Source organism: Bradyrhizobium sp. SZCCHNS3002, assembly GCF_032377435.1.
Classification (GTDB): Bacteria; Pseudomonadota; Alphaproteobacteria; order Rhizobiales; family Xanthobacteraceae; genus Bradyrhizobium.
The window spans coordinates 82,528-94,291 of record NZ_JAUHHY010000010.1; the positions used below are offsets into that span (position 1 = coordinate 82,528).

The 11,764-nt window shown below is 66.0% G+C and carries 10 protein-coding genes; 5 read left to right on the top strand and 5 right to left on the bottom strand.

Annotated elements, in window-relative coordinates; translation table 11 throughout:
- Positions 1–14: 14 nt before the first annotated feature.
- From QW845_RS21600 to QW845_RS21615, 4 genes are all read right to left on the bottom strand, one after another.
- Entirely contained in the window at positions 15–1,001 is a 987-nt protein-coding gene (locus QW845_RS21600) for a Bug family tripartite tricarboxylate transporter substrate binding protein (RefSeq protein WP_315803567.1), read from the bottom strand.
- Positions 1,002–1,134: 133 nt separating this feature from the next.
- Positions 1,135–1,932 (bottom strand): enoyl-CoA hydratase/isomerase family protein, encoded by a 798-nt coding sequence (locus QW845_RS21605; protein WP_315803568.1) that lies wholly within the window; start codon positions 1,930–1,932, stop codon positions 1,135–1,137.
- Positions 1,932–3,125: a pyridoxal-phosphate-dependent aminotransferase family protein gene (locus QW845_RS21610; RefSeq protein ID WP_315803569.1), complete on the bottom strand. Its 1,194-nt coding sequence runs from the start codon at positions 3,123–3,125 to the stop codon at positions 1,932–1,934. The genes QW845_RS21605 and QW845_RS21610 overlap by 1 nt, the downstream gene beginning before the upstream one ends.
- A gap of 208 nt (positions 3,126–3,333) precedes the next feature.
- Positions 3,334–4,539, bottom strand: a complete 1,206-nt coding sequence (locus tag QW845_RS21615; RefSeq protein ID WP_315803570.1) for an alanine--glyoxylate aminotransferase family protein — start codon at positions 4,537–4,539, stop codon at positions 3,334–3,336.
- A 128-nt stretch (positions 4,540–4,667) separates the two neighbouring features.
- Between QW845_RS21615 and QW845_RS21620 the strand changes: the two genes are divergently transcribed.
- The 5 genes from QW845_RS21620 to QW845_RS21640 all read left to right on the top strand — a co-directional run bounded on the left by QW845_RS21620 (position 4,668) and on the right by QW845_RS21640 (position 10,701).
- Positions 4,668–5,426: a GntR family transcriptional regulator gene (locus QW845_RS21620; protein WP_315803571.1), complete on the top strand. Its 759-nt coding sequence runs from the start codon at positions 4,668–4,670 to the stop codon at positions 5,424–5,426.
- A gap of 113 nt (positions 5,427–5,539) precedes the next feature.
- On the top strand, positions 5,540–8,494 hold the full coding sequence (locus QW845_RS21625; protein WP_315803572.1) for an FAD-binding and (Fe-S)-binding domain-containing protein: 2,955 nt from the start codon (positions 5,540–5,542) through the stop codon (positions 8,492–8,494).
- 126 nt (positions 8,495–8,620) lie between these two features.
- Entirely contained in the window at positions 8,621–9,049 is a 429-nt protein-coding gene (locus QW845_RS21630) for a GlcG/HbpS family heme-binding protein (RefSeq protein WP_315803573.1), read from the top strand.
- A gap of 207 nt (positions 9,050–9,256) precedes the next feature.
- Positions 9,257–10,261: an SDR family oxidoreductase gene (locus QW845_RS21635; protein ID WP_315803574.1), complete on the top strand. Its 1,005-nt coding sequence runs from the start codon at positions 9,257–9,259 to the stop codon at positions 10,259–10,261.
- A gap of 80 nt (positions 10,262–10,341) precedes the next feature.
- A complete protein-coding gene (locus tag QW845_RS21640; RefSeq protein ID WP_315803575.1) occupies positions 10,342–10,701 on the top strand; it encodes a VOC family protein in 360 nt (119 codons plus the stop codon).
- On the opposite strand, the gene QW845_RS21645 is transcribed toward QW845_RS21640, so the two are convergent.
- The gene (locus QW845_RS21645; protein ID WP_409997949.1) at positions 10,698–11,522 is read right to left on the bottom strand and encodes a GNAT family N-acetyltransferase; all 825 of its coding nucleotides are present in this window, start codon (positions 11,520–11,522) and stop codon (positions 10,698–10,700) included. The two genes, QW845_RS21640 and QW845_RS21645, sit on opposite strands and share 4 nt — an antisense overlap.
- Between the last annotated feature and the right edge of the window lie 242 nt (positions 11,523–11,764).

Genomic DNA, 11,764 nt, shown 5'->3' on the forward strand with positions numbered 1-11,764 from the left:
CGCCCCGTCCAGCCTTACTTGGCGACGAAGCCCGCTTCCGTCATCAGCTGCTTGTTGAGCGAGCCATCCTCTTCGAGGAACTGCAGCATGTCCTTGCCAGTGAGGAAGATCGGCTTCAGCGCCTGCTTCTCCATGTAGTCCTTGTACTCCGATGTCTGCACCAGCTTGCTGAACAGGTCGATGTAGAACTCCTGCTGTTCCTGCGTCACCTTGCCCGGCAGGAACATGCCGCGCAGCATCAGGTACTGCACGTCGAGCCCCTGCTCCTTGCAGGTCGGAATGTCGTTCCAGGACTGCGTTTCGGTGACCTTCGTCGTGTAGGAGATGCGCTCCTTGTCGAATACGCAGAGCGGACGCACCTGGCCGGCGCGCCAGACTTCGAGATTTTCCGACGGATTGTTGACGTTGGATTCGGTGTGACCGCCGACCAGCTGGGTCGCGGCCTCGCCCCCCGACTTGTAAGGCAGATAGGAGAACTTGGCGCCGGTCTTCTTCTCCATGAAGACGGTCAGCACGTGGTCCTCTCGCTTGGAGCCGGTACCGCCCATCTTGAACGGCGAGGCCGACGTCTTGGCGGCATCGATGAACTCCTTCACCGTCTTTGGGCCGTTGACGTTGTCCCACAGCACGAACTGGTCGAGTGCGATCACCGCAACCGGCGACAGCTCGTGCCAGTCGAACGGCAGCTTGGCCGACAGCGGCAGCATGTAGATCAGCGAATAGGCGATCAGGATCTTGTTCGGATCGCCGTCGCTGGACTTCATGTACATCAGGGCTTCGGCGCCCGACGCGCCGCCCTTCAGCGACACGACAACCGGCTGCTTCAGAAGATTGTTCTTCTGAATGGCAGCCTGCATCATCCGCGCCATCTGGTCGGATGCACCGCCGGCGCCCGCGGCGACGACGATCTCGACCGGCTTGGTCGGCTCCCAGCCGGCAAAGGCCGGAGCGCTTGTGAAAATGGCCGCCGTCGCGGCCGCGATCTTGATCAGTTTGCGCACGTGTTTTCTTCCCCGTTCGAAACGCCAGCTTGCATCCTACCAGGATACTGCTGGCTTATTGTGGTCAGTTCAAGAACACAAGCACGATGCGGCCTCATGTTCCTCGGCATAAGGTCGCAAGCACGGCATCGGACTACTTGCCTTTCCAGTTCGGCGTCCGCTTGTTGAGGAACGCCTCCATGCCCTCGCGGAAATCCTCACTCATATAGGCGCGCAGGATCAAATCCTCGCCCTCGTCCCGCGACAGGGTCCGGCGGATGCGGCGCACCGCCTCCTTGGTCACCTCGAGGGTGATCGGCGCGTGCGAGGCGATGAGCTTCGCGGTCTCCAGCGCGCGTGTCTGCAGCGTCTCGACGTCGGGCACGATCTCGTTGAGCAGACCGAGCGCCAGCGCCTCGGGCGCCTCGACCAGCCGCGCCTTGAAGATGAGATCCTTGGTGCGCGCAGGCCCAATCAGCGAGACCACGCGCGAAATGTTCGACATCGACAGGCAGTTGCCGAGCGTACGCGCGATCGGAAAACCGATGCGCGTGGTCTCTGTGCCGATACGGATGTCGCAGCAGGCGGCGATGCCGGCGCCGCCGCCGGTGCAGGCGCCCGCGATCGCCGCAATCACCGGCACACGGCACAGTTCCAGCGTGCCGAGCACGCGGTCGATCCGCGCCTCATAGTCGAGCGCATCCTGCGCGGTCTTGAAGGCGCGGAACTGTGAAATGTCGGTGCCCGAAGCGAAGGCCTTGTCGCCGGCCCCGGTCAGGATCAGCGCCTTGATCGACCGATCGCCATTGATGGCCTCGCAGATCGAGGCCATCTGGTCGTACATCGCGAACGTCATCGCGTTGCGCGCCTGCGGCCGGTTGAAGGTGATCTTGGCGATGCCGTCGTCGACGGCATAGATGAGATCGTCGGAGCCGGTCACAGGCGCGGTCATCAGGCCACCTTCGGAATCGGCGCGGCCTCGCGCGCCTTCAGGACATCCATCGCCGCGAGCACGCCGCCGGCGCGATGCGGCACGTTGGCGAGCGCCAGGCCCATCTCGACGCCGGAGAGCGTGCCCATCAGCATCAGGTCGTTGAAATGACCGATATGACCGATGCGGAAGACCTTGCCCTTGATCTTGTTGAGGCCGGTGCCGAGCGACATGTCGAAGTTTTCCAGCACCGTCTTGCGGAACTGATCGGCATCATGGCCGTCGGGCATGACGACGCCGGTCAGCGCCGGCGAATGCGCCTGCGGATCGGCGCATTGCGTGTCGAGGCCCCACGCCTTCACAGCGGCGCGCGTCGCAAGGCTGTGGCGGCGGTGGCGGGCGAACACATTCTCGTGGCCCTCCTCCTCCAGCATCTTCAGCGCCTCGTTGAGGCCCATCAGCAGATTGCAGGCCGGCGTATAGGGAAAGGTGCCGAGCTTGTTGAAGGTGATGATCTCCTGCCAGTCCCAGTAGGAGCGCATGCCGGGATTGGCCTTGGCGGCGGCGAGCGCCTTCTCCGAGACGGCGTTGAAGCCGAGGCCCGGCGGCAGCATCAGGCCCTTCTGCGAGCCCGCGACGGAGACGTCGATGCCCCACGCGTCGTGCTCATACTCCATCGAGCCGAGGCCGGAGATGGTGTCGACCATCAGCAACGCCGGGTGGCCGGACCGGTCGAGCGCCTTGCGCACCTCGAGCGGCGGCGTCAGGCAGCCGGTCGAGGTCTCATTGTGCACGACGCAAACGGCCTTGATCTTGTGCGCCTTGTCGTCGACCAGACGCTGCTCGATCGCCGCGATGTCGGCGCCATGACGCCAGTCGCCGGGGATGAAGTCGACGTCGAGCTTGAACTTGTCGGCGATGCCCCGCCACAGCACAGCGAACTGGCCGGTCTCAACCATCAGCACCTTGTCGCCGGGCGCGAGCGTGTTGACGATCGCGGCTTCCCACGCGCCGGTTCCCGACGACGGATAGATGATCACCGGCTGCTTGGTGCGGAAGATGCGCTGGCTGGCCGCCAGCACCGCGAAGCCGAGCTCGGCGAACTCAGGACCGCGATGGTCCAAGGTCGGCATGTCCATCGCGCGCAGCACGCGGTCGGGTACGTTGGTCGGCCCCGGAATCTGAAGAAAATGCCGTCCCGTGTGCACAGTCATTGGCGTCCATCCCCGGTCATTTGGTTGGTGCGCGGACGTGGCATGCCACGCGCTCGCCGCGCTTTTCTCCCGCCAGACCGCTGGCGTCAATAAAGAAGACGCAAGCACCGATCGCTCCGGGCTGACATCCCTCAGATGCACACAAATCCCCTTCTTCTGTGCAGTGCGGCATAGCGGGGCACCCCGGCTTGCGGCACGCGATTTGGCCTCATGTCACCGCCGCAAGATGACTCGGCGCATTGCCCTGCGATGGCTCGTCGAGCAGGGCCATCGCGGCATCGACACCGCCGGCGCGATGCGGCACGCCGGCCGCGCGCAGCCCCATCTCGACACCGCTCAGCGCAGCCATCAAGGTCAGCGCGTTGCACTCGCCGAGATGGCCGATGCGGAACACCTTGCCCGCGACCTTGGACAGGCCCGAGCCGAGCGACATGTTGTACTTATCGAGCACGACCTGGCGGAACTGATCGGCGTCATGGCCCGGCGGCATGAGCACGGCGGTCAGCACCGGCGAAAAATCCTTTGGCTCCTGGCACAGCACCTCGAGGCCCCAATGCTCGACCGCGGCGCGGGTCGCGGCCGCAAGGCGCTGGTGGCGCGCGAACACCTGATCGAGCCCCTCCTCGAGCAGCACGGCAATCGCTTCGCGCAGGCCATAGAGCAGGTTCGTCGCCGGGGTATAGGGGAAGAAGCCATTCGCGTTCAGCTTCAGCATGTCCTCCCAGTCCCAGAACGAGCGCGGCATCTTGTTGCCCTTGGCAACAAGGCGCGCCTTGTCCGAGATGGCGTTGAAGCCGAGCCCCGGCGGCAGCATGAAACCCTTCTGCGAGCAGGATACGGCGACATCAACCTTCCACTCGTCGAAGCGGAAGTCGGCCGAGGCGAGACCAGAGATGGTGTCGACCATCAGCAGCGCCGGATGTTTGGCGCGGTCCATGGCGGCACGCACCTCCCCGACCCGGCTGGTCGCGCCGGTCGAGGTCTCGTTGTGCACGACCATCACCGCCTTGAGCCGATGGCCGGCATCGGCGACCAGCTTCTCCTCGATGACAGAGGGATCGACGCCACGGCGCCAGTCGCCAGGAATGAAGTCGACCTCGATGCCCCACCGCGCCGCCATCTGCCGCCACAGCGTGGCGAAGTGGCCGGTCTCGACCATCAGCACCCTGTCGCCCGGCGACAACGTGTTGACGATGGCAGCCTCCCAGGCACCGGTGCCCGAGGACGGGTAGATGATCACCGGGCTCGTGGTCTTGAAGATTGTCTGCGAGCCGCTGAGCACGGCCCTCCCCAGCTCGGCGAACTCGGCGCTGCGGTGATCGATCACCGGCATGTCCATGGCCCGCAGCACCCGCTCGGGCACCGGACTTGGGCCCGGAATATGCAGGAAATGACGGCCTTGGGGACGGGTCACGGCAGAACTCCAGGGAGACGACGGCATTCTGGCACCCATGATTGCATTCAATTTCTTGACGTGCAAGAGCTTAAACGCATTCACGGATGAGGTCGACCACATCTGTAACTACCGCTACAATGGGTAAGATGAATTCCACGATTCCCGATATCGAGACGCCGCCCTTGGCAGGGCCAAGCGGTCGATCCGTGCCCGCGCGGGACGAGACCTCGCTGCATGACGAGATCCTGGCACGGCTGCGCGACTACATCGTCGAGGGCCACGTCGCCGACGGCGGACGCCTGTCCGAGCGCCAGCTTTGCGAAATGCTGGGGGTATCCCGCACGCCCTTGCGCGAAGCGCTGAAGGTGCTCGCAGCCGAAGGGCTGGTCGAGCTACTGCCCAATCGCGGCGCCCGGGTGCGCCCTCTCAGCGCCGCCGACATCCATGAATTGTTCGACCTGATGGGAGGCCTGGAAGGCCTCGCCGGGCGCCTCGCCTGCGAGAAGATTTCGGATGAAGCGATCACGGAAATCGAGCAATATCATCACGATATGTACGGGTTCTACATGCGGCAGGACATGCAGGGCTATTTCCGCATGAACCAGTTGATCCACCGCGCGATCGTCGACGCCGCCGCCAATGCCACCCTTCATGCGACCTATGAGAGCTTGGCGGGCCGCATCCGCCGGGTGCGCTTCTCCGCCAATTTCGCCCGCAAGCGCGAGCGCTGGAGCGAGGCCATGCGCGAGCATGAGCTGATCCTCGATGCGCTGCGCCGCCGCGCCGGAAGCGAGCTGTCGGACATCCTGTTCCAGCATCTGCGCAACAAGGGCGCGGCTGCGATCGCCTACTTCGCAGAGAGCCAGCCGCCGCTGGCGGGAGCCAAGCCGGACAAGGTCGAATAACGCCCGGGATTGCGCAAATTTGCATGCAATCAGATTGACGCATTTGCGGAAATGAATGACACCGGGCGGAACAGCGCCCGCCGGACGACAGCCGGGCCCGACCAGGGATCACCATGCCGAACGCCAAAGCCGGTCCGTCCAGGCTCGAACAGAAGCTCCGCGCCGAGATCACGGGCAACGTCTTCTTCGACCGCTTCAACCGCGGCCGCTACGCCACCGACGCCTCGTTCTACCAGGTCATCCCGGCGGGCGTGGTCGTGCCGCGCACGATGGACGAGGCGCTGCGCGCACTCGCCATCGCCCGCGACGACGGCCGCATCGTCACGCCCCGCGGCGGCGGCACCTCGCAATGCGGCCAGACCGTCAACGCGGGGATCGTCGTCGATTTTTCCAAGCACCTGAACCGCATCGTCTCGCTCGATGTCGAGGCCCGGACCTGCGTGGTCGAGCCGGGCATCGTGCTCGACGATCTCAACCGCCAGCTCAGGAAACACGGCCTGTGGTTTCCGGTCGACGTCTCCACGGCGTCGCGCGCCACGATCGGCGGCATGGCCGGCAACAATTCCTGCGGCGGCCGCTCGCTGCGCTACGGCACCATGCGCGACAACACCATCGCGATCGACGCCGCGCTGGCCGACGGCACGCTGGCGCATTTCGGCGAGGTGCCGCGCGACCTTGGTGACGTCAGCGCGCCCGACGGCGCCCGCGCGCTGTTTCGCGACATGCTGGCGCTGGGAGAGCGCGAGGCGGCCGAGATCGCCGACAAGTTTCCCAAGGTGCAGCGCCGCGTCGGCGGCTACAATCTGGACGCGCTGACGCCGCGCAACGCGGCCAACAACATGGCCCACCTGCTGGTCGGCTCGGAAGGCACGCTCGCGTTCTCCACCCGGATCGAGCTCAAGCTGTGGCCGCTGATCCGCACCAAGGTGCTCGGAGTCTGCCATTTCGGGAGCTTCTATCAGGCGATGGATGCGGCCCAGCATCTGGTGAAGTTGAAGCCGATCGCCGTCGAGCTGGTCGACCGCACCATGATCGGGCTGGGCCGCGACATCGCGATGTTCCAGCCGGTGATCGCGGCGGCCGTGCGGGGCGATCCCGACGCGATCCTGGTGGTCGAGTTCGCCGAGGAGACTGCCGACGACAACCTCGCCAAGCTGAAGCAGCTCTCCGAGCTGATGGGCGACCTCGGCTTCTCCTGGAGCAACGAGATCAGCAAATGGGGCGGCGTGGTCGAGATCTCCGACCCTGCGCTGCAGACCGCGGTCGCCGACTTCCGCGCCGCCGGCCTCAACGTGATGATGTCGATGAAGGAGGCCGGCAAGCCGGTGTCGTTCGTCGAGGACTGCGCGGTGCCGCTGCCGCATCTCGCCGACTACACCGCACGGCTCAACGAGGTCTTCGCCAGGCACGGCACGCGCGGCACGATGTATGCGCACGCCTCCGAGGGCTGCCTGCATGTCCGTCCGGTGCTGAACCTGAAGCTCGAGAAGGACGTGAAGGCGATGCGCGCGATCGCCGAGGAAGCGTTCGCCATGGTGCGCGAGTACAAGGGCTCGCATTCCGGCGAGCATGGCGACGGCATCGTGCGCTCGGAATTCCATGAGCAGATGTTCGGCAGCCGCATCCTCGCCGACTTCAAGGAAGTGAAGCGGCGCTTCGACCCGGCGAACGTGCTCAATCCCGGCCGCATCGTCGATCCGCCCAGGATGGACGACCGCTCGCTGTTCCGCTATCCGCCGGACTACCGCGTCGACGACATCAAGACAGTACTCGACTGGTCGGCCTATCCCGGCGCCGCCGGCGGTTTCCAGGGCGCGGTCGAGATGTGCAACAACAACGGCGCCTGCCGCAAGCTCGACGGCGGCGTGATGTGCCCGTCCTACCGCGCCACCCGCGACGAGAAGGATGTCACGCGCGGCCGCGCCAACACCTTGCGACTCGCGATTTCCGGCCAGCTCGGTCCCGGCGCGCTGTCGTCCGACGAGATGATGGAGACGCTGAAGCTCTGCGTGTCCTGCAAGGCCTGCCGCCGCGAGTGCCCGACCGGCGTCGACATGGCCAAGATGAAGATCGAGGTGCTGGCGGCCCGCGCGACCACGCATGGCCTCACCTTGCGCGACCGGCTCGTCGCCTATCTGCCGCGCTATGCCGATATGGCTGCCCGCTTCGCGCCGCTCGTGAACCTGCGCAATCACGTCGCGCCCCTGCGCGCACTGATGGAGCGCGTCGCGGGCATCAGCGCCAGGCGCAAGCTGCCGGCCTTCCGCAGCGACACCTTCCGTGTCGACGCCGACGCGTTCGGTCCGGCTGATGGCCGCGAGGTCGTGCTGTTCGGCGACACCTTCAACCGCGTCTACGAGCGCGAAAACCTCGACGCCGCGCTGCGCGTGCTGATCGCCGGCGGCTATCGCGTGCATGTGCCGAAGCCGACGGATGGTGGCCGCCCGCTGTGCTGCGGCCGCACTTTTCTCTCCGCCGGCCTCGTCGGCGAAGCCAAGTCCGAGCTGCAGCGCCTGGTCGAAACCTACGCGCCGTTCGCATCGCGCGGCGTGCCGATCATCGGCCTGGAACCGAGCTGCCTGCTGACGCTCCGCGACGAGCTGCTGTCGCTGCGCAACGACGCGACCGCGAAAACGATCAGCGCACATGCGCTGCTGCTGGAGGAGTTTCTGGCGCGCGAGGCCGAGAGCGGCCGGCTCGCGCTGCCGCTCGCCCCCCTGCCCGGCAAGGCGCTGCTGCACGGCCATTGCCATCAGAAATCCTTCGCCGCCTTCAAGCCTGTCGAGCAGGTGCTGCGGCTGATTCCGGAGCTCGAGGTCGAGACCATCGAATCCTCCTGCTGCGGCATGGCCGGCGCCTTCGGTTATGGCGCGGAGACCTACGAGGTCTCGCTGCAAATGGCGGAAGCGTCGCTGCTACCAGCCGTGCGCAAGGCCGACGCTGCAACGTTCATCGTCGCCGACGGCACCTCCTGCCGCCACCAGATCCAGGACGGCGCCAATCGTGGCGCCGTTCACGCCGCGCAGCTCCTGGCGATGAGCCTGGAGCGAGGGCGAGCATCTACGTAGTCCGTAGGGTGGGCAAAAGCGAAGCGTGCCCACCGCGGACCTTCCGCTTCGCAAGATGGTGGGCACGCTACGCTTTGCCCACCCTACGCAGCTTCGTTTGAGTTAATGACACAGGGACTCACAGACATGGCCGACCTCTCTCTCGACACCGCCCGCAAGATCCTCGATGCCACCCTCGCCAAAGGCCTTGAAAAGAAGCTCAAGCCGCTCGCCGTGATGGTGCTCGACGCCCGCGGCTGCCTGAAAGCGGCCGCCGCGCAGGACGGCACCAGCCTGATGCGGGCCGAGGTCGCGCACGGCAAGGCTTATGGGGCGCTCGCGCTCGGCCTCGGCTCCCGCGCCCTGTTCCAGCGCGCGCAGGAGCAGGCCTATTTCATCGACGCCGTGAACACGCTGGCCCAGGGGCGCATGGTCCCGGTGCCCGGCGGCGTGCTGATCATGGACGGCACCACGCTCGTCGGCGCCGTCGGCGTCTCCGGCGATACCTCCGACAATGACGAGATCTGCGCGGTCGCCGGCATCGAAGCCGCCGGCCTCAAGGCCAATGCGGGCTGAGCTCGGTCGCACAGCAAAGCTCTGCGAATTCTACCGTTCCAACGATCTCGAGGGGACTGGCGTGCCCTCTCGGAGCTCGGTGGATCGCGCGTCGAACTCCCCGGCGCCGTCAAAAGCTGACGGAGAATTCATTCGGCCGGCTTGACCGGCCCGAAACATTGCCGGCCGCCGCACGTTTGTACCAAGGGGCGCGTGGAGAAACCGGACATGCCTCGCAGACGAACTCGCACCATCATCATCACTGGCGCCTCCGCAGGCGTCGGCCGTGCCATCGCGAAGCGTTTCGGCGAGGCCGGCGATCGCATCGGCCTGATCGCGCGCGACGAGGAAGCGCTGCGCGACGTCCAGCGCGAGCTGCAGGCGCGGTTTGCCCATGCCGAATACGAGGCCGTCGATGTCGCCGATGCGCAGGCCCTGTTCGACGCGGCCGAGCGGCTCGAGCAGCGCCTGGGTCCGGTCGACATCTGGATCAATGACGCCATGGAGACGGTGTTCTCGACCGTAGCGGACATCACGCCGGAAGAATTCCGCCGCGTCACCGAGGTCACCTATCTCGGCTTCGTGCACGGCACGATGGCGGCGCTGCGCTCGATGCGCCGGCGCAGCGAAGGCCGCATCATTCAGATCGGTTCGGCGCTCGCCTATCGCGGCATTCCGCTGCAGGCGGCCTATTGCGGCGCCAAACATGCGATCCGGGGCTTCACCGACTCGCTGCGTGCCGAGCTGATGCACGAGCGCTCGGGCATCACGCTCAGCATCGTCGATCTGCCCGCGGTGAACACACCGCAATTCGACTGGGCCCGCGCGCACCTTGCGCATACGCCACGCCCGATGGGCCGGCCGGTGGAGCCCGAGGTGATCGCGGACGCCGTCTATCGCGTTGCCGACGGCGGCTTCCGCGAATATTGGATCGGCTGGCCGACACTGCTCACGATCCTCGGTAACGCCGTCGCGCCGGCTTTGCTCGACCGCTACCTCGCAGCCAAGGCGATCGCCGGGCAACAGACCGATGTGCCGCTGGTGCCCGACCGCACCGACAATCTCGATCACCCGGTGACGCGCCTGCACCGCACCCGCGGTTCGTTCAGCCGCGGCGCGGCCCAGCAGACCCTGCTGGTGCCCGGTGATGTCGCGCGCGCGATGACGGTCGCGCTCGGCGCCGCGGTCTTTATTGCGTTGGGAGCGGCAATGAGCCGGCGGCGCTGGCGATGAGCCGCGACGCTGCCCTTGCCTGACACCGGCAGGATACGCTTTCCTGCAACGCGGCTTCCACTAGGGCTCGGAGCGCCTTCATGACCATCGAGAGCATCAGCGCGATCACCATCGCCACCCACGACATGGCGCGTGCCGTCGCCTTCTATCGCGCGCTCGGCTTCGACAACATCGCTCATGGCGGCGCCCACACGCCGTTCACGAGTTTCAGGGTCGGCTTCGGCTTTCTCAACCTGATCGCCATGCCCAAGGACAAGCAATGGAGCTGGTGGGGCCGCATCATCTTCCATGTCGCCGACGTCGACGCCGTCTACGCGAAGGCGCTCGGCGCCGGCTTCACGCCCTCGACCGAGCCGCGCGACGCCGAATGGGGTGAGCGCTATTTTCACCTCACCGATCCCGACGGTCATGAACTGAGCTTCGCGCGGCCGCTGGGCTAACCGAGCTCGAAGGTGGTGACGCCGAACACCCGCTCGATCCGTAGCGGCGGGATTGGCCCGGTGTACATCCGCGCGGTCTCGAACACCGGCTTGAGGCCGAGGCTCTCGGCGAGCGCCACCGCCGCGGAATTGATCGCGGGCACGTCGAGGAACACCTCGGCTTCGCCGGCCGTGCTCAACAGAGCCGCGATTACGGCCTCGGCATCATCGCGCCTCTCGGCAACCAGCGGACCGATCTTGTAGCCGATGCGGCACGGACGGATCACACCCCAGGCGGCTAGCGTATCGTCGCGGATCAGCGCCCGGCCGAGATGACCGGGCGTGTCGATCCAGGCCCGCAGGAATGCACGGCGCGGGGCAGGAAACACGGTCGCGTCTGACGCTTCGATATCGGCGAACGACACATCGCCCAGAGTGACGACACCTGATCGCTCCACCGACTGCGGCAGGGCTACGGGTCGCCCGCCGTAGCGGATATTGGCATACGCATAGCTGAAGCCGGATTTCCGGTAGTTGTCCTGCTGCGCGACCACGCCGTCGAGCCCGACGACCCGCGAACCCGCATGGGCCATCGCCGCCTGCCAGAGCCGCAAGCCGTAGCCGTGCCCGCGCAGCTCGGAACGGACGATGTAGAAGCCGAGAAAGGCGAAGCGGTCGTCGTAGTTCACGCAGGACACGGTTGCGACCGGCACGCCCTCACGCTCGGCAATCAGAAAGCCGCCGGGATCGACCACGGCGAAACAGGCCGCATCCGACCGGCCGGGATTCCAGCCCTCGGCCGCCGCCCAATCGATGGCGAGCGAAATCTCGTCCGGGCGCATCGGCCGGATGCGCAGGCCGTCAGCGTTGGGATGTCCGGCCGATGGCGTCATGTTCTCCTCGATCCGAATGCCGCAGGATCCATCAATCATGACGCCGTGCGAAGCTCGGAGCAACCTGCGTAGCCAATTCTGCTGTAAGGTTTCAGTCGCAAACGAAGATCATCCAAGCTCATTGTTCATCTGCGGCAAGGACAAAACCAGGCAACGCTCGAAAGTGTGCTGCGCAGTCGCGGGCAAATCGT